Source organism: Enterovibrio sp. FF113 (genome assembly GCF_041439165.1).
GTDB lineage: Bacteria > Pseudomonadota > Gammaproteobacteria > Enterobacterales > Vibrionaceae > Enterovibrio > Enterovibrio norvegicus_A.
Map to the genome: position 1 here is coordinate 202,224 of NZ_JBGONO010000003.1, position 23,609 is coordinate 225,832.

At 48.9% G+C, this 23,609-nt stretch carries 15 protein-coding genes; 6 read left to right on the forward strand and 9 right to left on the reverse strand.

Features of this window, described 5'->3' with window-relative positions; translation table 11 throughout:
* Nucleotides 1-31 precede the first annotated feature (31 nt).
* The 3 genes from ACED36_RS03860 (at nt 32) to ACED36_RS03870 (ending at nt 1,995) form a co-directional block, all read left to right on the forward strand.
* Nucleotides 32-709 carry an OmpA family protein gene (locus ACED36_RS03860; RefSeq protein ID WP_016959146.1) on the forward strand — a complete coding sequence of 226 codons (678 nt, stop codon included), beginning with the start codon at nt 32-34 and terminating at the stop codon, nt 707-709.
* 43 nt (nt 710-752) lie between these two features.
* Nucleotides 753-1,007 carry a Rho-binding antiterminator gene (locus ACED36_RS03865; RefSeq protein WP_016959145.1) on the forward strand — a complete coding sequence of 85 codons (255 nt, stop codon included), beginning with the start codon at nt 753-755 and terminating at the stop codon, nt 1,005-1,007.
* Between the two features lie 157 nt (nt 1,008-1,164).
* A complete protein-coding gene (locus ACED36_RS03870) occupies nt 1,165-1,995 on the forward strand; it encodes a MurR/RpiR family transcriptional regulator (RefSeq protein ID WP_017003851.1) in 831 nt (276 codons plus the stop codon).
* 9 nt (nt 1,996-2,004) lie between these two features.
* Here ACED36_RS03870 and ACED36_RS03875 read toward each other — a convergent pair whose 3' ends face one another.
* The 4 genes from ACED36_RS03875 to ACED36_RS03890 form a co-directional block, all read right to left on the reverse strand.
* Nucleotides 2,005-2,772 carry a sulfite exporter TauE/SafE family protein gene (locus ACED36_RS03875; protein ID WP_371732831.1) on the reverse strand — a complete coding sequence of 256 codons (768 nt, stop codon included), beginning with the start codon at nt 2,770-2,772 and terminating at the stop codon, nt 2,005-2,007.
* 162 nt (nt 2,773-2,934) lie between these two features.
* Nucleotides 2,935-6,561, reverse strand: a complete 3,627-nt coding sequence (locus tag ACED36_RS03880) for a sarcosine oxidase subunit alpha family protein (RefSeq protein ID WP_371732832.1) — start codon at nt 6,559-6,561, stop codon at nt 2,935-2,937.
* Nucleotides 6,558-6,854, reverse strand: a complete 297-nt coding sequence (locus tag ACED36_RS03885; protein ID WP_016959141.1) for a sarcosine oxidase subunit delta — start codon at nt 6,852-6,854, stop codon at nt 6,558-6,560. Before ACED36_RS03885 ends, ACED36_RS03880 begins: the two co-directional genes overlap by 4 nt.
* 29 nt (nt 6,855-6,883) lie before the next feature.
* A complete protein-coding gene (locus tag ACED36_RS03890; RefSeq protein WP_371732833.1) occupies nt 6,884-8,134 on the reverse strand; it encodes a sarcosine oxidase subunit beta family protein in 1,251 nt (416 codons plus the stop codon).
* 333 nt (nt 8,135-8,467) lie between these two features.
* Here ACED36_RS03890 and fdhD point away from each other — a divergent pair, with 333 nt between their 5' ends.
* Nucleotides 8,468-9,310: a formate dehydrogenase accessory sulfurtransferase FdhD gene (gene fdhD, locus ACED36_RS03895; protein ID WP_371732834.1), complete on the forward strand. Its 843-nt coding sequence runs from the start codon at nt 8,468-8,470 to the stop codon at nt 9,308-9,310.
* Nucleotides 9,311-9,944: 634 nt separating this feature from the next.
* Nucleotides 9,945-10,427, forward strand: coding sequence for a GNAT family N-acetyltransferase (locus tag ACED36_RS03900; protein WP_371732835.1), 483 nt, complete (start codon nt 9,945-9,947; stop codon nt 10,425-10,427).
* 107 nt (nt 10,428-10,534) lie between these two features.
* Here ACED36_RS03900 and ACED36_RS03905 read toward each other — a convergent pair whose 3' ends face one another.
* The 5 genes from ACED36_RS03905 to ACED36_RS03925 form a co-directional block, all read right to left on the reverse strand.
* Nucleotides 10,535-11,329 carry an ion transporter gene (locus ACED36_RS03905; RefSeq protein ID WP_017007079.1) on the reverse strand — a complete coding sequence of 265 codons (795 nt, stop codon included), beginning with the start codon at nt 11,327-11,329 and terminating at the stop codon, nt 10,535-10,537.
* Nucleotides 11,330-11,335: 6 nt separating this feature from the next.
* The gene (locus ACED36_RS03910) at nt 11,336-12,544 is read right to left on the reverse strand and encodes a low temperature requirement protein A (protein ID WP_371732836.1); all 1,209 of its coding nucleotides are present in this window, start codon (nt 12,542-12,544) and stop codon (nt 11,336-11,338) included.
* A 67-nt stretch (nt 12,545-12,611) separates the two neighbouring features.
* Nucleotides 12,612-13,256, reverse strand: coding sequence for a DsbA family oxidoreductase (locus ACED36_RS03915; RefSeq protein ID WP_017003857.1), 645 nt, complete (start codon nt 13,254-13,256; stop codon nt 12,612-12,614).
* Nucleotides 13,257-13,424: 168 nt separating this feature from the next.
* Nucleotides 13,425-15,176, reverse strand: a complete 1,752-nt coding sequence (locus ACED36_RS03920; RefSeq protein ID WP_371732837.1) for an EAL domain-containing protein — start codon at nt 15,174-15,176, stop codon at nt 13,425-13,427.
* Nucleotides 15,166-17,859: a response regulator gene (locus tag ACED36_RS03925; protein ID WP_371732838.1), complete on the reverse strand. Its 2,694-nt coding sequence runs from the start codon at nt 17,857-17,859 to the stop codon at nt 15,166-15,168. The genes ACED36_RS03920 and ACED36_RS03925 overlap by 11 nt, the downstream gene beginning before the upstream one ends.
* A 464-nt stretch (nt 17,860-18,323) precedes the next feature.
* On the opposite strand from ACED36_RS03925, the gene ACED36_RS03930 reads away from it, so the two are divergent.
* The coding region (locus ACED36_RS03930; protein ID WP_371732839.1) for a VCBS domain-containing protein at nt 18,324-23,609 on the forward strand (5,286 nt) is incomplete at its 3' end.

A 23,609-nucleotide genomic window follows, 5' to 3' on the forward strand; every position in this document is an offset into this window, starting at 1 on the left:
AATTTAGAAAAAGAACACTACGAGAATAATTATGAAACCAGCGCTTACTCTTACAGCTTTGCTTTTTACCGCGAGTCTTCTGCCCATGCAATGTGCAGCAGCAACGCTTCCAGCCACGGTTTTTGAAGACATTTGCGTCGACAAAAATACCGAGGTCGCCTTTCGTGTCAAGCTTGAACCCTCCACAGAAGTTCTGTTTCATCGCGCACAATATCTGCAGTTAGAACGATCTGTGGATAGCCATCCTGCGACCCCTTTGTTCATTGAAGCAATGGTCAATGCTGGCTTAAACAAACAATGTGCCGAGTTTTTAGTCAGAGAAACCCCAAGTGTTGCAGTGAAGCACAACCAGCTAATTGCCATGGTGCATTTTGGTTTTGATAAATCATCGCTCACGCCAACGGGTAAGAAAATTCTGGCGGGCATCGTTGACACCATAAAGCGTACTGACACGCCGCTGTCCATTGAAGGTCATACTGACAGTGTTGGTACCCATGCATACAACCTTAAACTCGGCTTGCAACGTGCAGAGTCGGTAAAAGTCCAGTTGGTGACATCGGTCAACCCAAATTCATCAGGAAAAATCAAGACACTGACGCGTGGCGAAACCGCCCCCATTGCCAGTAATAAAACCACAGCAGGCAAAACCCAAAACCGACGAGTGGAAGTGCGTACATTGGTGTTACCTGAAGACACGACGAGCAATTAACATAATCCTAGACGACACTAATACAAGGGTCACACAGGAGGATATGGCGTTGATCAAATGCGAAGAATATGACTATGTAGAAATCGTCTGTCTGTTTCATTACCCCATCAAGCTCGTATTAAAATCCGGTGAGGTGGTGGAAGGAATTGCGCAAGACACAGCACGCAACGGCGACAAACAAGAATGCATCGCCATGAATGTGAATAGCAAGACTGTGCTTGTCTTGTTAGACCAAGTACTCACATTAGATGTCCTTATCGACAATCCGCATTTTAAACACATCACTTTTTCGCAATAGGTCTTCGCAATAGGTCTTCGCCAATCGTATTTCACTGATCACGGTTTGCCCAACACCAGATTGGGCGATACCTTTCCAGTGGCGAAACAAAAATTCCATTTCCAATTTGATTTCGAAACATTACACTTGCCATAGATGGAGTCTAACTGGATACACTATGGCAACGGCAACACACCTCGCTGAATTACAACAGCAAATCCGACAGCGCTATCACGACTTGAGCAAGCGATTACAACAAGTCGCCCATTATGTGCTCGACAACCCAAACAGCATCGCCTTTGATACTGTCGCCGTGATTGCGACCCATGCCAGTGTGCCACCTTCCACGCTGATCCGTTTTGCCAATGCGTTTGATTTCAGTGGCTTCAACGAAATGAAGCAGCTTTTTCGCAAGAATCTGGTGGAAGAAACCAGCAGTTACACTGAACGCGCCAAGCTGCTTAAAGAAAGCCAAACTGACGCGTCCTTAGATACCCCTAGCAACATTCTTCAGCAGTTTTCTCATGCCAATACGGTCGCTTTACAAGAACTAACCAGTGCAGTGAGTCCCGAGCAACTGAATACCGCGGTGAATTTGCTGGAAAACGCCGATACCATTTACGTGGTCGCCATGCGGCGCGCATTCAGCATTGCCTCTTACCTGACCTATGCTTTACGCCATTTGGAACGTCGCGTTGTGTTAGTGGATGGCTTTGGCTGCATGGCCTCCGAGCAATTAGCACTCGTGAATGAAAAAGATGTGGTCATTGGTGCCAGCTTTTCTCCGTACTCGCCCGAGACCATCGAGCTTTGTGAGCGAGGAGCCGCCGCCAAAGCAAAACAAATCGTGTTTACTGATAGCCAAGTCAGCCCATTGGCGGCAAACAGTGATGTGTGTTTTGTGATTAAAGAAGCAGAAGTTGAGTCATTCCGCTCACAAACAGCGACTTTGTGTTTGGCACAATCGCTCGCCGTTTCGCTCGCGTTTCGATTGAGCAGGCAACTTTAAACGCAACGCTCAGATAAGACTCAATAGACCATCAGCAGAAAGCTTGATACCTGATAGAAACAGAAAGAGATAACAGAGTTGATAGATTAGCGTTTGGCTGACGCGATGGAGCAACCACACGCCCATCGCCACACCCAATGGGGCAAGAGGAATTAAGATCAGCGCCGTCAGCAAGTTGGTTTGGTCAAATTCACCAATGGCGGCATAAGGAATAATTTTCACCACGTTCAGCATGGCAAAGAACACCGCCATGGTCGCTACTAGCGTCACTTTTTCGAGTTTCAGCGGCAACAGGTAAATACTCGCGGGTCCGCCACCCGCATGCACCGTGGTGCTCGAAAATCCACTAATACCGCCCCAAATTGATCCCGACAGTCTCCCTCTTCGTCTTTTCGCGGCTTTCATGACGCCCAGTTCAGACAGCACATAGTGCCCGCAGAACCACAGGGACAAGACGCCGATGGTGAATTTCAGCCCCGCCTGTGGCACGGCATGCATATAAAAACCTGCGAGCGCAATGCCCACCAGCCCGCCCGGTAACATGCGTTTTATGACGCTGTAATCCGCATTCTTGTAGTGGTATCGCACCGCAAAAAAATCCATGACCAATAATATCGGCAGCAAGATAGCGGCAGCCTGCGTCGGAGCAACCGCAAAGGCCATCAAAGGCACCGCAATGATCCCCAATGCGCCGCCAAGCCCACCTTTACCGATGCCATAGATCAGCACCGCCGGCGCAGCTAACAGATAGAAGTAAGGGTCGGTGATCACAGACAACAGGGCATTCTCTTTTATTGACTTTGTTCGATCATAGCCAGTTCGCAATGCTCGTTGGCAGGAATGTCGTTCCTCATTTGATATAGCCAACCATAAAAAGCCCGCGCTGATGGCGGGCTGATTTTGATTGTGAAATGACGGCTAAGAAATCTCGTTCATTGACTAGCAATCGAGCGCGATGCCATATTCGTCGCTCGCATCTTGAAGCCACAATGCCACGTAATCCGCAAAACTTCGCCTCACGATAAGGTCATAGCAGTTCTCACTTCTGTGTCTTATGAACACCTGCGCTTTGGCGAACGTCGTTCCCACACACTTCCCAATCGGGAAATGACGCGGGTCAACGTCATAGGGCATGGATTTTTTCAGCACATCGATAGCATGCGATCCTGTCAGCGTCAGCAAGGTTTGTCCGCCAGATACATCCACGACCTGATAATGCCCGCTCAATACAGCACGCAACGACGCTTCGGTTTGTTGTGCCGAGTCTTCAAAGCTCAATACTAACCATTCATCGGGCGATAACCACCACACTTCATGACGTTCTGATACGGATGAGGTGCACGCAGATGTCGGCAGCGAGAGCCCAAGTACTTGTTCAACATTCGCCGCGAATTCGGCGGTTGCTTCACCACGAAGGATCAACTGACTCACCCCGTCGTATTCATGAAGATGAACACCCGGTGCGGTGGGATGGGTTTTGCCCAAATGATGCAGCGGTAAGGCATTTTTCACCGCAAAGACCTCTGACAATGGCGACACATCCACGTCTTTGACCGTTAGTGGCTTTTCATTTTTGATGTCATAAAACACCGAGCTACAAATTTGCGCTTCCAACACCGTGCCATCCGCCAAGGGGAAATGCACATGATCCCCCATACGATTTAAGCCATTTTTGATCAGCGCCAGCGCGATAGAACCGCCCAAAACGTCACTGTAATAGGAAGACGTCACATGCCCAACCATGGTCATCGGAATAGGCTGATTTGGGTTATCAACCGCTTGCGCCCCTTCTGGGATGACTTTGCTAGGCTCAGTACACTTCAACCCTACCAGCTGTTTTCTGTCGGTTCGTGATGTGTCTTCTCGCGCCCATGAACGACGACCAATAAAGCTGTACGTTTTCTGTTTACCGGTTATCCAACCCATGTTGAGATCTTGCGGCGTCACGGAACCATCGCTGTCTTGCCCCACGATGATAAAGCCTTTTTCAGCGCGCAGAATATGCATGGTTTCCGTGCCATAAGGGGTAATGCCATACGGTTCGCCCGCTTTCATCACTTGTTCCCACACATACATGCCCGCGTTGGCATTTACGTTGATTTCAAACGACAGTTCACCCGTGAAACTGATACGGAACACGCGGGCTTCCACCCCTGCGACCATCATCGGTTTCCAGCTCATAAAGGGCATGGTTTCTTCGGAGATATCTTCGTCGCCCACTAACTGCTTAAGCACATTGCGGCAGTTTGGACCTGAGATGGTCATGGTTGACCAATGATCGGTCACGCTGGTGAAGTAAAGATCCAGTTCAGGCCATTCGGTTTGATGCCAAGCTTCTAACCAGCGCAGCACGCCCGCAGCGCCACCGGATGTGGTGGTCATTAAAAAATGCTCGTCGCTAATACAAGAAGTGACACCATCATCAAACACCATGCCGTCTTCATGGCACATCAAGCCATAGCGACAACGTCCGGGCGCGAGTTTGTCCCAACCATTGGTGTAAATACGGTTGAGAAACTCACGTACGTCTTTGCCTTGAATATCAATTTTCCCCAAGGTGGACGCATCTAAAATCCCGACACTCTCACGAGTCGCACGGCATTCTCTGCCCAGTGCCTGCGCCATGGTTTCATCCCCTTTCGGGTAATACCAAGGACGCTTCCACTGTCCGACATTTTCAAATTTCGCGCCTTTCTCAACATGCCATGCATGCATGGCGGTATAACGCACAGGGTCAAACATGGCTCCGACATCACGCCCCGCCAAGGCACCGAAGGTGACAGGGGTATACATAGGGCGGAAAATTGTCGTGCCTGTTTCCGGTATGGTTTTACCCATGGCATTGGCGGCGATAGCCATGCCATTAATGTTGCCTGTTTTCCCTTGATCCGTACCAAAGCCCATCGCTGTGTAACGTTTGATGTGCTCAATGGACTCATAGCCTTCACGCACGGCAAGCTCAATGCCTGCCGCGGTCACGTCGTTTTGAAAGTCCACAAACTGTTTTGGCGCACGGCTGACCGGCAAACGGTGCGGCGCCAAATACAGTGCCATACCCAAATCTGTTGCGATTGCCCGTACCACTGGTATGGCGGGCGTTTCAAGTGAGACATTCAGCGCCTCAGCCACGCGCAGCGCGGCATCGGCACCATCTTTGATCACGTCTACTAGTGCACTTTGGCCGATCACAGCACCCGCATAGTCCATGCCCTTGACACTGTTTGAAGGCACAAAGGCGGCAATATCTTCATTCCACACTGGGCGTCCACCCGTGTGACAGCTCAAGTGTAAAGCCGGACTCCAGCCTCCACTGCTTGCCACCACATCACAGGCAATCACTTGCGTGGTTCCCGTGACGCTGCTGCCTGTTTTATCGATGGGCACAACTTCAGCGCCTGTCACTTCATGTCCACCCTGAAGGTTCATCACGGCATGACCTTGGAGCACAGTGATCCCCAACGCTTTAGCTTGTTGAACGCGTTCGCCGTCGGAAAATGGACGTGTATCGACAATCGCTGCGACGGTTCGACCGCTTTCATGCCAATCGATCGCGGTGTCATAGGCTTCGTCATTGGTGGTCATCAAAACCAGCGTGTCACCCGGTGCGACACCATAGCGACGCAGGTAAATCGACACCGCGGACGCCAACATGCTGCCGGGTAAATCGTTATTACCGAAGACCAACGGGCGTTCAATCGCCCCCGTCGCCAGTAACACACGTTCAGCGCGAATATGATGAACGCGTTGTCGAATGCCATGTACTTCATCGCCAAGATGATCCGTTCTTCGCTCGACCACCCCAACGAAGTTATGGTCGTAGTAACCAAATGCGGTGCTGCGATGCAGTAAGGTGCAATCGGGATCTTTTTTAAGTTTGGCAAGGGTATCAGCAACCCATTGGTCAGCAGGCTTGCCGTCGATTTGCTCACGACAATGCAGTAGACTGCCGCCCATTTCGGCTTGCTCATCGACCAATATCACGCGAAGCCCTTGCCCGATCAGTGCGCTCGCCGCCATTAAGCCCGCCGCGCCCGCGCCGACAATCAACACCTCGCAGTGATGATGCATTTTGTCGTATTTATCAGGGTCGTTAGCACCGGGGACTTCGCCTAGCCCTGCCGCATGACGAATATGTTTTTCATACGTCGGCCACAGCGACTCGGGATACATGAAGGTTTTGTAGTAAAAGCCTGCGGGCATCATCGCGCCACCAATTTTACCCACCATCCCCATCACGTCTTTTTCAAGGCTTGGCCAAGCGTTTACGACTCGTGCATTCAACCCATCGTACAATTCTGTTTGTGTCGCCCGTTGATTGGGCAATGCAGTGGAAGGCAAAGAGCCCAGTTGTAAGATCGCGTTCGGCTCTTCCGCGCCAGCACCAACAATGCCGCGCGGACGGTGATATTTGAAACTGCGCCCCACCACTTTGACACCATTGGCGATCAACGCCGACGCCAAGGTGTCACCTTTGTGCCCTTGATAGACTTTCCCATTGAAGGTGAACGTCAGCGACGAATCACGATCAACTCTTCCACCTTGCGGTAAGCGATTAATCTGACTCATGCGCCTGCCTCCCCATTCGTATCCGATGCTGAGGCACCTACTTTGTAAACTTCTTCAATGTCGTAGGTGACGGTGTTGCGCTGCACGTTGAAAAATTTGCGACAGCCTGCCGCGTGAAACCACATTTCACGGTGACTGCCTTTAATATTTTTTCGATGAAACAGGTAGTGCCCCCATTCTTTATCACTCAGGGCGTCAGGGTCTTGCGGGCGAACAATGTGCGCCTCACCGCCATAGGTATATTCGTCTTCTTCTCTGTGTTCTTCACAGTAAGGGCAATAGATACGTAGCATGTCAGTTCCTTTTCCAATACTGCGTGACGTTAATGCGCAACACCGGCAGCGCCGTGCTCATCAATCAAATAACCCGACACAAAACGGTCAATATTGAACGGGGCTGCGAGGGGGTGAGGATTGTCATTAGCAAGGGTATGGGCGAAAACATGACCGGAACCAGGCGTTGCTTTGAAGCCGCCCGTTCCCCAACCGCAGTTAAAATACAGCCCTTGGATGTCTGTTTTGCTGATGATCGGGCATGCGTCGGGACAGGTGTCCACAATGCCACCCCAATGGCGGTTCATTCTCACACGGCTCAAGAAAGGGAACATTTCGATAATGGCGGCAATGGTGTGCTCAATCACAGGGAAAGAGCCACGCTGACCAAAGCCATTGTAAGCGTCAATACCTGCACCAATCACCAAATCGCCTTTGTCAGATTGGCTGATATAACCATGCACTTGATTGGACATGATCACCGTATCAATACACGGTTTGAGTGGCTCAGATACCATGGCCTGCAATGGATGCGATTCAATCGGCAAGGTCATCCCTGCCATGCGTGCCAGTTCGCCAGAGTTCCCCGCCACGACACAACCCACTTTTTCAGCGCCGATAAACCCTTTAGAGGTGTCTACGCCTTTGACTTTGCCGTCTTCAATACGCAAACCCGTCACCTCGGTTTGCTGAATCAAATCCACGCCTAATTGGTCAGCCGCTCGCGCAAAACCCCAAGCTACCGCGTCATGCCTTGCCACGCCGCCTCGCGGTTGCCAGCTTGCGCCCATGATGGGATAGCGAGTGTTTTCGGAGCAATCGAGCAACGGCACTAAGTCTTGAACCGCTTGCGTATCCAGCACTTCGCAATCAATCCCATTTAAGCGGTTGGCACTCACACGACGCTCAATATCTCGCATGTCTTGCAAGGTATGACCAAGGTTAAGCACGCCGCGTTGGCTGAACATCAAATTGAAATTCAATTCTTGCGACAACCCTTCCCAAAGTTTGAGGGAATGTTCATAAAGCTGCGACGCTTCGTCCCAAAGATAGTTCGAACGAACGATGGTGGTATTACGCGCGGTGTTTCCTCCGCCCAGCCAACCCTTTTCGATCACGGCCACGTTCTTCACGCCGCACTCTTTCGCAAGGTAATACGCGGTTGCTAAGCCATGTCCACCGCCACCGACGATAATGACATCGTAATAAGGTTTAGGTGTGGGGTTGCGCCAAACACGCTGCCAATTTTCATGGAAGGTAAGTGCATGTTTAAACAGTCCGAATCCTGAGTAGTCTGTCATTCCCTTGTCCTGAGTCGCGGATGAATCCAATCCCCCCGATGAAAACGGAGGCGGGTTGCACCAAAAGTGTAGTCATTTCATCGCTGTCGGGCGGAAAACCGCCTCGCTATCTCACTCATGGTAAAGACGCGCAGTATAGGCAGAGTGCGAAATTGCGCCTGCACCCGCAGTGTTTGCGACAAGGCGTAAATCACTTTTTCACAAACAACGTGGATACACCTCTCTGGTTAGCACTATGCTATGTTGTAAAGGTCATCAAAGTGGCAAAGCCCGATCCCGCCACCTTATTAAGCGATATTGAAATAAGCACGCGCAAACAACCAAGAGTCAAAAATGACAAAACCCAAAACCAACCCTGCCATTGCAGCCGTCATTGCGCCGGGTGAGTGCTCTCTTCCTCCCCATTCTCTGCATCACTACATAGATGACGAGAACGATGTGACGTGCTTTTCAACCCTACCAACCGAAACCGCACTGGCGATCACCTTCAATGGTGTCAGTCACGCAGTCATGATGGTGACACCTCAAGACATCGAGGATTTTGTTTACGGGTTTTCCTATAGCGAACGCGTAATTCGTGACGGCAGCGAGATCCACGACATCGTGGTTGATACAGAAAATGATGCCTTGTTGGCGCACGTTACCTTAGCCAATCGCGCTCATGCAAGAATGTCACTCACCAAGCGTCATTTAGCAGGAAAAACGGGGTGCGGCATCTGTGGTGCGGAATCACTTGAGCATGCTATTCCCAATCTAGAGCCGTTAAATCACGTCGATCCGTTGCAAAATGACAAAATCCTGAAGTTACGCGACACATTGCGCCAATGGCAATCGCTCGGTCATATCAGTGGTGCTATACATGCAGCTTTGCTGGTTAATTCCGATGGGGATATATTGCTTTGTCGTGAAGATATAGGTCGACATAACGCGCTCGACAAAGTGCTGGGGGCAGCCTTACGTGGCCGGATATTAAAAGACTCTCACGCACTGCTCGTCACGAGTCGATGCAGTATTGAACTGGTACAAAAAGCCGTAATGGCGGGTGTGGGTACTTTAATTACATTGGGCACGCCGACATCGCTGGCTGTGAATACCGCTATCCAAGCCAATCTCAATTTGATTCATCTTCCTCGAAAAGACGCACCCCGCTTTTACAATCGAGCAGCTACTGGCTAACCACTAACTCAAAAGCCAATTGCAAAAAACATTTACTATTAATCAGATCGCATAATGGTTAACTTTCACCCAATTCTGCCCAATAAAAAATTATCCTCTTAGCCAACGCTTAACGAAGGCTTTGCTTCACCATGGATCAGGATCACAAATTCTTCCGCTGGAAACAAACACGTCGTAATGGCATGCTCAGTTATGTTTCAAAAAGGTTTTTGTTTTGTATCATTGCATTAATAAGCGGACGATTTATCTCTCTATATTTATTCGAAGACCCCACTGTCATCGAAGTTTTTTTCCAAAATTTCCCACGTTACTTTCTGATGGTCGTTTCCGCTTGTTTCATCTTGTGCATGTTGGAATGGCATATCAAAGAATTGATGTTTAGGCGAAAGTTAGCAAAACATAATTTAGAGCAATCATAAATACATTTCCCCAGATCAAATTTTCTGACCCATTTATGATAATTACGCGTATCTGCTTGTATAAAATGCCATTAACGTCAGCAATGCGTGATGTTGATGCAATTGTTTATTTTCATACTCTGGCAACCTAAGAAATATGTTAGTCAGACGAGTCACTCTCTCAGGAAGAACATGAACTGGATGGTAAACAAAACCCCATCAAATGGGTGTGTAACATGCTGAATACCCTTGACTGCCCATTGGATCAAAAAGTGACATTTGCGGAAGTGCCGCCGAGAGTCGTTCCTCCATCATTGCTTTTGGAAGCCGATCCGTCTGCAGCCAGTATCGCCTCTTATTTGCTGGATTCTTGGTGTTTTGCCGGGTTTCAAAATAAGGTAGTCATTGCCGCTTGTGTCATTAAGAAAACGGACACCAATCTTGCCGAATTATTCAACATTTCCGTCTCGCCAGAATTCCAGGGGAGTGGATATGGCACTGATCTTCTGAAGCACGTCATTCAGTTCACGCGAAACAAGAAAATTAAGCGGTTAGAATTAGGTACAGGTACATTTGGTCATCAACTCGCTTTTTATCAGCGTATGGGGTTTCGTGTATCTGCGGTGATAAAAAATCATTTCCTTGATAACTATGACGAGCCAATTTGGGAGAAAGGCGTGCAACATAAAGACATGCTAAGGCTGCATTTAGATTTGTAACTCCCAGACGTTTATATGGATGGGCGTAATCCAGATTACCTGTATTACGGTGTGCTGAACGTTGCATTGTGAGGACGTCTGACTTTAAAGAGTCTATTCGTTTCTGATCACTGGTGCTTCTCTTTCAAAAGCACTTTGAGCTCTCGTATCTCCTCGCGAAGCGACTGCACCTCTGAATGCAATGCCATGGCTTCCTTCTCTGCCTTCGCTGACAATTTTGCTTCAAGATCACCGGGTTCTGTACCCTTTGGTTCCACAATTAACCAAGAGGCGAATACCGCGGTGAAACTACCAAACATGCCCACGCCCATCGTAATCAGCATGATGGCCACAATGCGACCTTCGAATGTGACTGGATAAAAGTCTCCATACCCTACCGTCGTGATAGTGATGAATGTCCACCAAAATGCATCGGCAGCGGTCTGGATATTAGCACCGGGTATACCGCGTTCTAAATACAACACGTAGATTGAGCCAAACACCATCATAATAAGAGATGAAGCGATCAGAAAATGCAGTGAGGATGACGCCTTATTTTCACTGATGGTGTGAGTGAGCATAGAAATGGATTTAATCGCACGTATCAAACGCACGACACGCAAGATCCGCGCGAATTGGTTGATGTCCATCAAAGGGATACAGGAGATCAAATCCAGCCACCCCCATTTCATGTAAGCCAGCTTAGATTTGGCGGCACGAAATTGCTGCACAAAGTCTATGAAAAACACGCCGCAGATCAGCGTATCAACATATAAAAGGATCTCTCTCGTTTCATCAGATAACGGAAATAGGACTTCCACCATCAAAGAAAGCACCACAAAAACAGAGAGAATCAACACTCCAATTTGAAATGGGCTTACCGTTTCAGGTAACGCATTGTCCAACTCGTCCAGCGTCCGCATTTGACATCAACCTGCTTTATTCGCTTCTTCAGAAGAAATAGCACGATAGGCATTGGTGGCCGGGATAATCACTTGCGAGAACAGCGCCATCCCCCAAAGAAAGTTACCAACCAAAGCCGGCACAAAGGACACCAAAGCCAAGGTCAAAAACGACATCGCAATGCCAAACATACGTATTTTGGCAGTCGCAAAACGGTGCGCCGCACGTTCCTCAATGACGTTTTGGATCAGCAATAAACTATAAAGATATGTCGAAAGGCCAAAACAGCCCAACACCGCGTATTTTAATGGATAGTGATCCCAAAAACCTATCTTCACTTCAGCCGATAAGGCAACCCCTACACAGACGGCAGAGAGCATGAGAAGTAGGTGGGAAAGGGTCCATTGGACTATGGTACGGTTTTCAGTGTTGCGTGGCTTTCCATTACCAGCAAAATCAAAGTAGATCCACGCCATCGCAAAGAGAGCAAACCCACCAATCATGTAGTTAACGAACACATCAGGTTTCACCTGGTCGATACCTACGTTAGACAAGGTAATGACCAGTTTAAAGAACCCTTCGCCAACAACAATTAACAGCAATAACGCAAAACGCTCTGCCATATGTCCAAGTCGTGGTAATAAACGTTCAAAGCGGATCGTGCCAATTTTAGGCAACCCGAATCCCGCCCAAATCACTATCATACCGAGGGCAAACACAAAGTAACCATAAGGTGGCGGAATAAACGCGCTCACCGCAAATATGCAGGCGGCTATCGTGTAGTTTCTCGACATTTCACCTGGAAGTGAGGCCTGCGAATCCCCTACAAGGCGAGCGCGCCTATAGAGAAACGCAATGATCCCGCGGTTTAACGCATAGCCAGCAGCGAAAAAACTCCATCCACCGGCGTCTATGCTATTGATGGAAGATGTCATTAGCATCACAGTGATGATCTGCGTCGCCATGAGCAAACGATGATGAATATCCGTACTGACGTAAAGCGAGTTGAACAGGCTAAGATCGAACCATGCAAACCACACCACAACGAACAGACAAACAAAAACAGCAAATCCAGCAAAGCTCAGGTGATGGCTTAAAAAGTTACCCATTACAAAGATGGAAACCACATGGACTAAATCGTAAAAAAGCTCCATCCAGTGCACATGGTCATTGGACTGATCGCTGTCTAAGTGGTGCCTAGGTTTTCGCCATAGCGGGTGAGCCAACAAACTCATTTTTACGTCCTTGTGATTCGATTATTTCAGGGCATTCTAATGAACGTTCGAATCATCAATACTCTTATTATTGAGAATACACTTCTTTCAAAATCTGCTTAAGCACCTCAACAGGCTGAGCGCCAGTTACAGCGCTCTCTCGATTAAACACAATGGTTGGTACAGAAGAGACACCGAGCTCACGCCAATAAGTTTGGCTTTTGTCTAACGCTTTCTCTGCTTCCGCATCGCCTAACACCGACATCGCTTCATCTGCATTCAAGCCAATATCTGCCACTAATTTCGCCAGCGTCTCTCGGCTAGAAATATCCTGCTGCTCCGAGAAGTAGGCGTCAAAAAGGCGCTGCTGCAATACCATTTGCTTTCCTTGTGACTTGGCATAATCGAGCAGTAAATGTGCATCACGCGTGTTATAGGTTTTCATGTCGTCAAAGAAATTGAATGAAAAACCCAATTCTTCCCCTAGGTTGGTCAACTGTTGGCGTGAACGAATGCCATCTTCTTTACTATTGCCATACTTTTTCATCAAATGCTCACGCAGGTTTTCCCCTTCTTCGCCAACATAAGGATTTAGCTGAAACGGCTGCCATTCAATGGCTACTCGATCTTGCATGCCCAATTCTTCTATCGCTTTTTCCAATCGTTTGTAGCCAATTATGCACCACGGACAAACAACGTCAGAGACGATATCAATGTTGATTTTTTCACTCATGACAACCTCGATGAAAAGAGCACCCTAAGTAACCTATAGTAACCTTGATTACTGCGTCAACCAGTATACTTTTGGTAACCTAGATTATATTCAGGTATAAGAAAGGCGCTTGTAGCGCCTTGTCTTTGCTTGCCCAGCCGAACAACGTTTAGTGTCAACGGATCACACCTAATTCTGCGCGGCCTCGGATTCATTGTCTGCCAGTTGTTGTTCTAACACGTCCTCTATGCCCAAGAACAAGCGAAACGCATCAATGTCGATAGGACGGCTAAGATAGTACCCTTGTGCCAAATCGCAGCCTTTTGATTTCAGCATTTCAAGTTGTTCTTGTGTTTCAACGCCTTCTGCCACTGTTTTCATCTTGAGCCCTTGGGCCATCGAGATCACTGCAGTGGCAAGCGCCTCATTTAGCTCGACATCCGTGATGCCATCGATAAATTCTCTGTCAATTTTCAATGCATCAAAAGGAAACTGCAGCAGGTAACTCAACGAAGAATAGCCTGTGCCAAAGTCATCCATCGACAATGCCATTCCCATGTCATGCAGTTTGGCTATCATCTCTTTGACATAGGGTTGCTGACTGAGCAACAAACCTTCCGTGACCTCTAACTCCAACCTTTCAGGTGCAAACTCTTCACTGTCCATGATCGCTTGAAGGTCATCGATGAAGTTTGCTTGCCGGATTTGCTGAGGTGATATATTCACCGCTACGTTAAGCAAATGGCCCGCGGCATTGGTGAGATGAGAAAAATCACGAATGGCGGTCGCTAGCACAAACTTGCCAACCTCGTAAATGAGATTGGATTGCTCTGCAATGGGAATGAATTCAACGGGGGACACGGAGCCCAATTCGCTGTTGTCCCATCGTAGCAATGCTTCCGCGCCCACAACTTCATTGGTTTTCAGGTCGATAAACGGTTGGTAGACCACAGATAACTCGTTGCGCGCCAACGCCCAAACCAGATGATATTCAATGCGTAAACGTCGATGCACATTGTCATTCATTTCGGACGTAAACATGCGGTATGAATCTTTCCCGCCACTCTTCGCTTGATGCTTGGCAATATCTGCATTCGCAAACAGTCGCTTAAAATCATCCGTATCTAGCGGTGAAATAGAAATGCCAATACTGGCAGTGACATGCACTTCACCTCCTCCATTCACCGAAATGGGTTTATTGAGCGCTTTACGCAGTTTACTGGCGATCTGGCAGGCATTTTCAGTTTGATGGAGTCCTGGAAGAACAATAAGAAACTCATCGCCACTCACTCGCCCAACGGTATCCACTTCCCGCACGGCGTCAACAATGCGTCGGGACAATTCAACCAATACTTGGTCACCAACATCATGACTCAATGTGTCATTAATAATCTTGAAACTATCAATATCGAGCAACATAACCGCTGTCAACAGACCACGCCGCAGGTCATGCGCAATGGCATAGCGCAGGCGATCCAACGCCAAGTTTCGATTAGCCAAACCTGTCAGCGAATCGTATAACGCGCGTTGCATAATCAGATCTTCATTCCGTCGAATACGCAGCTGATTATAAATTCTTAGTTTCACTTCGGCGGGCGAAACGGGTTTGGAAATGTAGTCTGCGCAGCCAATGCGCAACCCCATCTCACGACCTTCATCTTCCTGATGCTCGGTGATCAAGATAATGGGTATGTCCTTGGTAGTGAGATCATTTTTGAAAGATTGGCAAAGCGTAAAGCCATCAATATCCGGAAGCTCTACGTCCATCAAAATTAATTTTGGCTGTTCAGACTTAATTAACACACGCGCCGTTGCACCGGTTGTGGAGAAAATGACCCGATACTCTTCACCAAGTATGGCGTTCAAAATACGAATGCTATTTGGTGACGCATCAATGATCAGCACCGTGTCTTTGTCGGTAGCACTATGATTAGCCAGCATGAGACGCGCCCCCTTCTTCCGTCGTTTCCGTGCTTAAATTCTGCTCGGTCTTGAACGTTTTCAGCGCAATTAATGCTTGCGGATAATCAAGTTCAATCAATTTGTCTCCTACGGGCTTGAGCTTGGATGCCATGTCGCAGAAATCAACCAACATCTGGTAGTAGTTATCGATGGCCATCATGTCTTGCGTCATGATTTGCGATTCAAGCAAGATCAGTCTTTCCCGGAACCCATTGCCAGTTTTTGGCGATCCGCCCGCGTTGCCCTGTGCCTTTGTCTCATCGCTTTGGGCATGGACAGTCGATAACGCCACGTTACTTCGTTTCAGTAAAATGTTACCAATCTCTTTGATCGCATTATCAACATCACGACGGAACTGACTTAAAGACGCTTGGTGGTCTTCTAACGCAAGTAAGGCATTTTGCAATTGCTTGGCGGAATTCCTCAATGCAATGACAGACAGATTCCCCGCACTGCCAGCAACGGTGTGTGCATTGTCCGCAGCCTCCGTTAACTTGCCGGACTCGATAAGTGCGCACACTTGATTTTCTTGCGACCTAGCTTGGTGCACAAAATCACTTAACAGTTTGAAATACAGTGTTTCGTTACCCATGACGCGCTTAATGCCATCACTTATATCAACGTATTCGTACTCTTCTTTTTGCCCAATCCCATCTGGCGCTGAGTGGCACTTAGAGGTCACCGTTAATCCCAAGTATACCGCCAACTTTTGGAGCAGAATGTCGGCATCAAGCGGCTTGGAAACATGATCGTTCATCCCCGCGTCGAGACAGCGTTGGCGATCTCGCTCCATGGTATGGGCAGTCAGTGCAAAAATGGGTAACGATTCTCTGTCTGCCGTTTCGCGAATAATACGCGTAGCTTCTAGCCCATTCATGTCAGGCATTTCCAAATCCATTAAGATGGCATCATACAATTCAGGTGCAGGGCATACTTTCACCACCGCCTCTCTGCCAGATTCCGCAACATCAACTTGGAAGTCATTGCTAATCAAGACTTCCTTCGCAATTTGCTGATTGATAGACATGTCATCTACCACGAGGATACGCTTCCCACCGCCACTCACCGTGACAGCGTTTGATTTTCCTTGCGCTGCAAGCACTCGACTGTGAGTTTTAGGTAAATTTTCACCCAACACTTCCATCATGGTGTCAAACATCACGGAAGCCGAAATGGGTTTATGCAAATAGCCATCAATTTTCCCGTTTCCACGGTCTTTCTCGATGACAGCGCGGTCAAAGGCGCTAATCACAATCACCAAAGGAATTTGTTCGGGCGTCATGTCGCTTTGCAGTTTCTCGAGCAAATGAAACCCTTTTTTGCCGGGCATATGCCAATCGAGTAACACGAGATCAAACGGTTCTCCGTCGAGATCTAAGTACCCTTCTTCTATGGCATGAAACGCACTGTCGACATCGATGGCAGATTCACAATGAAAGCCGAGTGAAGAGATAATTGCAGAATGCACAGCGATGGATGAGGGGTTGTCATCAACAACCAACACTCTCAGTCCACGCAAATCAACGGGTACGGCAAAGCTTTTATCTGTGCTGACTTTGGCGACTTGAAGTTCAAGATTGAAATAGACGCCGGAATCTTCACTCCCCGCTTCTTGGTGGATCTCGCCACCCATTTTTTCGATGAGATAACACGCAATGAGTAGATTTAGTGACTCATCCAACTCAGACATTGCCATGGCTGCACGCTCGGCAAGTTCATCCAAATCATCACATGGCGACGCGTCATCAGTGATATTTTGATGCACCGCAAATTCAAGCGTCACGCCCGATTCAGAAAGTGTTCCGGCATTAATGCTTAGAATGATCGGACAACCGCCACCGATGACAATGGCTTCTGAAATTAAATTCAGCAGAATTCTTCGCAGTCTGTCCGGATCGCCAACGAGCGAACGAGGTACATCCAATGGCACACTAAACAGCAACTCCACAGAACGACTTTCCGCCTCACCGACAAAGTAGTCGCGCAGGCTCTCCAATAACTGCCCAAGATCAAAGGGCGTATTTTCGAGCGCAATAGAGCCAACCGACAGTTCTTCAAAATCACGTAAGTTGTCGCCGATAACCGACGCGCGCTTCATTGCCCCACTAATGCTTTCAACATAGACAGATTGCTTATTGCTCAGTGACGTCTGTTTCAGCATTTGCGTGCAACTCACCGCCGTTGCGACAAGCGGATAAAGCGCCATATTCATTTCGGACAGCAAATTAAAGCTGCGGCTCAACGCACCTGAAATACCTTTACGGGCACCCGCAACAAGGTGCGTTTCCATTTTTAGGTAAAGCTCATCTGGCGCGATGGGGTAGGTCAAAAAATCACTCGCACCGGATCGATAAGCGGCTTGTTTTTTTTCTTGAGAAAAAACATCTGACGTGAGAATGATGCGTGTATCTTTACAAGTCGAAAGTAACCGGATTCTTTTTACTGCTGCGCTTAACGACTCACCGCCTTCAAACTTGAAGTCAATGTTAAGTACAAGAATATTGACCGGATGCTGTTCTAGAATCGTTGTTAATTTCGCAGGTGTTGCCACTGAACGGAGCCAGTAGCCACTTTCGCTCAATACCTGCTGGTGAAAATCAATGTGAGAGAGATCTTCATCGGCGAGCACAATTAGCGGCTCGTTCTTCACCAAACCTTTCATTAGGCCTTCCTTTAGACTTGTTTCATACAAGCGCTATGCGCCTTACACCGCTCGCCAAATCAACATTGACGTCTCGGGCAGCCTAATGCGCTGTCAGCATAAGGATTCCCCCATCATCGTCTCATTGGTGAGCCAATGAATTTATCTTTAAAACTAGTGTCTTTTTATCTTCACTGCCAACTTGGTGTAGCGACATCGATAAAATTGCCATTCAAACAGCCACTGAGAAAATCATCCAACGTTCCGATCTTTCCTGTGCAACTCCATCGCAAATGCCGGTAAGCCATTTCGGGAAAATGCTTTGCATTCATGCGTCTCATATATGAAACATAAACTATCAAAAACCTCGATGACTTCCCCCAACTCGGTTATCAGCAGTGAAATTTGTGTACTAGGTTTAATCAATAAGTCAGATATGAATCTTTAGCTTCATTTTTGAAGCAAAAAACTAACGGGAGTTCTTTATGGCTATCACCTTGGTTCTCAGTCAAGTTGTTGGACAGGCATTTGTGGTTAAACCAGATGGTCAAATCAGTCCAGCTCAAGCAAACATGCAGTTGCAAACTGGCGATCTGGTTTCAGTGCCAAACGGCAAGAATGCATGGCTAGTGACAGAGGATGGCGAACAAGTCGACGTGCTGGATGAAGCACTGCTGCTTAATGATGAAGGGTTCGATAGTCTCGATTTACCCTCTGATGTGCTGAGTATTATTGCTGCTTTAGAAGAGGGAGATGACCCCACTCAATTGGAGGACACTGAAACAGCAGCGGGTGAAGAACTAAGCAGTTCATCGGCGGGTGATCAAGTCATTGTTGAAGCCAACGGTTACCGCGGCGGAGTAAGCAGCATCGAAATGTTTGATACCACCGGATTAACCGCTGCCGGTTTAACTGGCGCCCAAATTGATTCACTCAGCTCGGCGAGATATGCCAACTTGTTCAATCGCGCATCCAATGCCCAAGAAGAGAACAGTGAGGCAAAAATTTCGGGAGATGTCTCGGCCACCATTGAAGACGGTGATGTGTTAACAGCGTCCGGAAATTTGTCATCAAGCGATGCTGACGGGGCGGATAACCGTTTTATTGCAGAAACCATTCAAACGCTGCGCGGCGAAATGACCGTCAATGAAGACGGCAGTTGGACTTATATATCGACTGACCCAACGGGAGCGATAAAAAGGCTTGGTGAAGGGGATACCCTTAACGAATATGTCACCGTGCGAGCGGCCGATGGCACGGAACAACGTATTACCCTGACGTTTGAAGGCAGTAATGACGTGCCCGTTTTCTCTGCCATAAGTTCTGGTGAGATAACGGAAAGTGACGGCATAATGAAGGCCGCAGGTTCGATCAATATTGTTGACCCTGACGCTGGTGAGTCCTTTATGCAACCTGGGGCGTTTAAGGGGGAATGGGGAACCGTGATCATTGACCGTGCAGGGAACTGGTCATACACAGTAGATAACAGCAATAAGGCGTCCATCAACTCGATGACGGACGGGGAAAAGGTAACAGACACCATCACCGTCTACTCCGTCGACGGTACCGAAACCATCATCACACTCAGTATCAATGGCGCCAACGACGATGCCATTATCGGCGGTGACATTGCCGCCACTGTCGTTGACAACAGTGGCACACTGTCAACTTCTGGCACGCTCTCATCCACAGACATTGATGGTAATGACAACGCCTTCATCGCGGAAACACTTACCACACCTCGTGGTGAAGTGACCATCGATGAAAACGGCAACTGGACATATACGAGCACCGACCCAACGGGCGCTATTGAACGCTTAGCCGAAGGCGAAACCCTCACCGAGGTCGTCACGGTACGCGCGGAAGATGGCACTGAACAGCAAATCGTCCTCACTATTGAGGGTGTGAATGATGCGCCTGTATTCTCCGCTATTACCACCCGCGATGTGTATGAAACCAATGACGTTATCAGCGTTAATGGCTCATTAAATATCGTCGACCCTGATGCGGGTGAATCCTTCATGCTAGCGGGCACATACCTGGGCGACTTTGGTTCTGTCACCATTGATCGTGCGGGAAATTGGACCTACACCACGGACCCATCCCAAAGTACGTCGCTCGATACACTTAGAGAAGGCGAACAACGCGTTGATACCATCACGGTGCGCTCAGTTGATGGCACAGAAACTGACATTCTTGTCACCATCATAGGGACAAACGATCCGGCGCAGATTGCCGGTGATATTGTTGGCACTATCGTCGAAGCCGACGGCACCCTGTCCACCAGCGGCCAATTGACCTCGACGGATGTTGATGGAAACGACAATGTATTCACCCCGCAAACCATTGCAGGACGTTGGGGTGAAATCACCATTGATGCCGACGGAAGCTGGACATACGTCACCACAGACGACAACGGTGCGATCAATCGCTTAGGCGAAGGTGAGCAACTGACAGACACTCTCAGTGTTCGCGCTGAAGATGGCTCCATTCAAATCATCACGATCACGATTGACGGCACTAATGACGTAGCAGTGTTTGGTGGAATGACCAATGTGTCTGTTACTGAAGCCGATGGCCAATTATCAACATCAGGTAGTGTCAATGTATCAGATGCAGACACAGGCCAGAGCACCTTCCAAGCAGGCACATTCACTGGCGAATTTGGCGACATTACCATTGATACCGCGGGCAACTGGACCTACACGACAGATCCCGTTCATAGCAACACCTTTGATGCCTTGGATGCGGGCGATCCGCTTCCTGACACCATCACTGTCTACGCCCAAGATGGTACGCCATTAGACATTACCGTTACCATTACTGGCACCGACGATCTCCCTGTCGTCAGTGGTCAGTTTGGTCAATCCCTCGTTGATACAACAACGGGCAACACACTGACTACATCAGGCACCATTAACATTTCAGATGTCGATACCGACGACGCCCCGACATTCGAAAATACACGCATTGAAAGCGAATACGGCGTACTCGAACTGGTTGATGGTAACTGGACATACACCCTGGACAAAGAAGCAGCGAGCGCGCTTAACGCAGGTGAAGTAGATACCGATGTCATCACGCTCACCGCGAGCGATGGCACACAGCAAAACATAGTGATCAGCATTACGGGGACGAACGACGATCCTGTTCTTCGTGGTGATACCACAGGTTCTCTCAGCGATGACGATAACCTAACTATCAGCGGAACGATTGAAATTATCGACCCTGACACAGGCGATACACCCACCTTGCCCAATGACAGTATTGATGGCAGTTACGGTACCTTAGCGCTAGTCGATGGCGAGTGGACCTATACCTTAAATCCTGACAGTACGGCATCATTGCCAGAGGGTGAACGCACGACAGACACCATTACGATCACCGCATCCGATGGCTCTACCCACGATATTGTGATCACCATTACTGGTACAGACCAACTACCTGTGCTTGAAGGCGATACAACAGGGGCTATCAAAGAAGGCTCTAGTTCGCTCACAGCAACGGGAACTATCGACCTTGTGGACGTGGATGAAGGCCAAAATCCAACCTTGCCAAATGGCACGCTTGAGGGGGCATTCGGCACACTTGAAATGATTGACGGCACATGGACGTATACGCTTGATCCAGAGCTGGCACAATACCTCGACGAGGGGCAAACCACCCAAGATACCATCAGTATTACCGCATCTGACGGCACAGTACATGACATTGTTATCACTATTACCGGCAGCGAGGATGCCGCCGTATTGGGTGGAGATACCAGTGGCAGTGTGAGCGATGAAACTGGCGCATTCACAACGGGCGGTAGCCTTTCCATCAACGATCCTGATGCCAATGACAACCCCACTTTGCCCGATGCGAATCAGCAGGGACAATATGGTTCATTTAGCATGGTAGATGGCAATTGGACCTACACCTTAGACCCTGAACTTGCACAAGCATTGGGTGAAGGCGTAGAAGTCACCGACACCATCACGATCTCAGATTCAATGGGCGGCACCCATGAGCTTGTGATTTCAGTTACGGGCACAGACGATGCGGCCGTGCTAACGGGTGATACCACAGGCGTGTTGACTGAAGGCACAGACGTTATTACGACATCCGGCACGGTAGAACTGATCGACCCAGATTCAGGTGACACACCAACCATTGAAAACACCACTGTCACAGGAACGTTTGGCAGCTTGGCGCTGGTTGACGGTGAATGGACTTACACACTCAATCCTGGCGCAGCACAATCGCTTGGCGCAGATCAAAGCACCACAGACACCCTTACTCTCACTGACAGTACAGGCAAAGAACATAACATTGTCATTACCCTTGAAGGTACAGACGATGCTGCGGTTGTAAGCGGCGATTTCACAGGCACTGTCACCACGCAGACTGGACCAGAAATTACGGTTAATAATGTATTTGTATTGGGTGACGATATCGATGTGGATGGCGAGCAGTTCAACGCCAATTCACAGCCCGACTCCATGCATTTCGATTCAGCGGGATTCAGCGCGACCATTACAGACAGTGACGGTCAGCTAAACAATTCAGCAAACCAAACCATTGAGTTCGACGGTCAGTCTTACCCAGTTTCAGTCGCTGCAACCGTCGAATACACAGACGTCTACGACAATGTGTTCACCATGGGCGTCTTATCAATCGACAATGGCGACGGAACGAGCACGACACTGTTGGTTCAAATTGGTGGCCCCGACATTCTACCAGGGACAGACCTCAATGTTGTAGAAGGCTCATATACCGAAGTGAGCTCAATCAACTATGTCGATGTCACCGACGCCCCCACCGTCTCGGGCAGTCTTTCCATCTCAGATGCAGATGCGGATGACTCTCCAACGTTTGCCAATACCACCCTTGAAGGCGATTACGGTACCTTTACGCTGACTGACGGTAACTGGACCTACACGGTTGATCCGTCTAGAGCCGATGCACTCAACGATGACCAAACCGAGCAAGAGGTGTTCACACTTACGGCGTCGGACGGCACGGTGCAACAAATCACAGTCGATGTGACAGGCGCTGATGACGCGGCGGTTATCACGGGTGATAGCACCGCAAGCATCACCGAAGATGTCGGGGCGCAAACCGCGTCAGGCACCATCACGATCACCGATGCTGATACGGGTGACACCCCAACCATTCCAAATGGAACATTAGCGGGTCAATACGGGTCAATTGAAATGGTCGATGGCGCTTGGACGTACACCGCGGACAGCGCATCAATCCAATCGCTGGCTGACGGTGATACTGCGACGGATACCATCACGGTCACGGCATCCGATGGCACCACGCAAGACATTGTCATTACCATCACGGGTACTGACGATGCTGCTGTGGTGACGGGCGATACGACGGGCAACACCACAGATCAAGGCGCATCGGTGTCTGGCTCTATCAGCATCAGTGATGTGGATAGCAGTGAAAACCCAACAATCAGTAACACCACCATCGAAGGGGAATACGGTAGTCTTACACTCACCGACGGTGAGTGGACGTACACGGTTGACCCTGACAGCGCACAAACCCTGCCAGACGGGGAGTCTGCGAACGACACCTTCACCCTCACGGCATCTGATGGATCAACCCATCAAATCACTGTGACGGTTGAAGGCACTGATGATGCCGCAGTCGTCACGGGCGACTTGAGCGCGTCTGTTGCTGAAGGCGGCGATGCGTCTGTCTCCGGCTCAATCAACATCAACGACCCTGATGCTGCTGTCCAGCCCACCCTTGAAAACGGCACGGTGGAAGGTGAA

Bases quoted from the DNA above. Each gene is read 5' to 3' on its own strand.
- ACED36_RS03860 (WP_016959146.1), top strand. From the start codon at position 32: ATGAAACCAGCGCTTACTCTTACAGCTTTGCTTTTTACCGCGAGTCTT.
- ACED36_RS03865 (WP_016959145.1), top strand. From the start codon at position 753: ATGGCGTTGATCAAATGCGAAGAATATGACTATGTAGAAATCGTCTGT.
- ACED36_RS03870 (WP_017003851.1), top strand. From the start codon at position 1,165: ATGGCAACGGCAACACACCTCGCTGAATTACAACAGCAAATCCGACAG.
- ACED36_RS03880 (WP_371732832.1), bottom strand. From the start codon at position 6,561: ATGAGTCAGATTAATCGCTTACCGCAAGGTGGAAGAGTTGATCGTGAT.
- ACED36_RS03885 (WP_016959141.1), bottom strand. From the start codon at position 6,854: ATGCTACGTATCTATTGCCCTTACTGTGAAGAACACAGAGAAGAAGAC.
- ACED36_RS03890 (WP_371732833.1), bottom strand. From the start codon at position 8,134: ATGACAGACTACTCAGGATTCGGACTGTTTAAACATGCACTTACCTTC.
- fdhD (WP_371732834.1), top strand. From the start codon at position 8,468: ATGACAAAACCCAAAACCAACCCTGCCATTGCAGCCGTCATTGCGCCG.
- ACED36_RS03900 (WP_371732835.1), top strand. From the start codon at position 9,945: ATGCTGAATACCCTTGACTGCCCATTGGATCAAAAAGTGACATTTGCG.
- ACED36_RS03905 (WP_017007079.1), bottom strand. From the start codon at position 11,329: ATGCGGACGCTGGACGAGTTGGACAATGCGTTACCTGAAACGGTAAGC.
- ACED36_RS03910 (WP_371732836.1), bottom strand. From the start codon at position 12,544: ATGAGTTTGTTGGCTCACCCGCTATGGCGAAAACCTAGGCACCACTTA.
- ACED36_RS03915 (WP_017003857.1), bottom strand. From the start codon at position 13,256: ATGAGTGAAAAAATCAACATTGATATCGTCTCTGACGTTGTTTGTCCG.
- ACED36_RS03920 (WP_371732837.1), bottom strand. From the start codon at position 15,176: ATGCTGGCTAATCATAGTGCTACCGACAAAGACACGGTGCTGATCATT.
- ACED36_RS03925 (WP_371732838.1), bottom strand. From the start codon at position 17,859: ATGAAAGGTTTGGTGAAGAACGAGCCGCTAATTGTGCTCGCCGATGAA.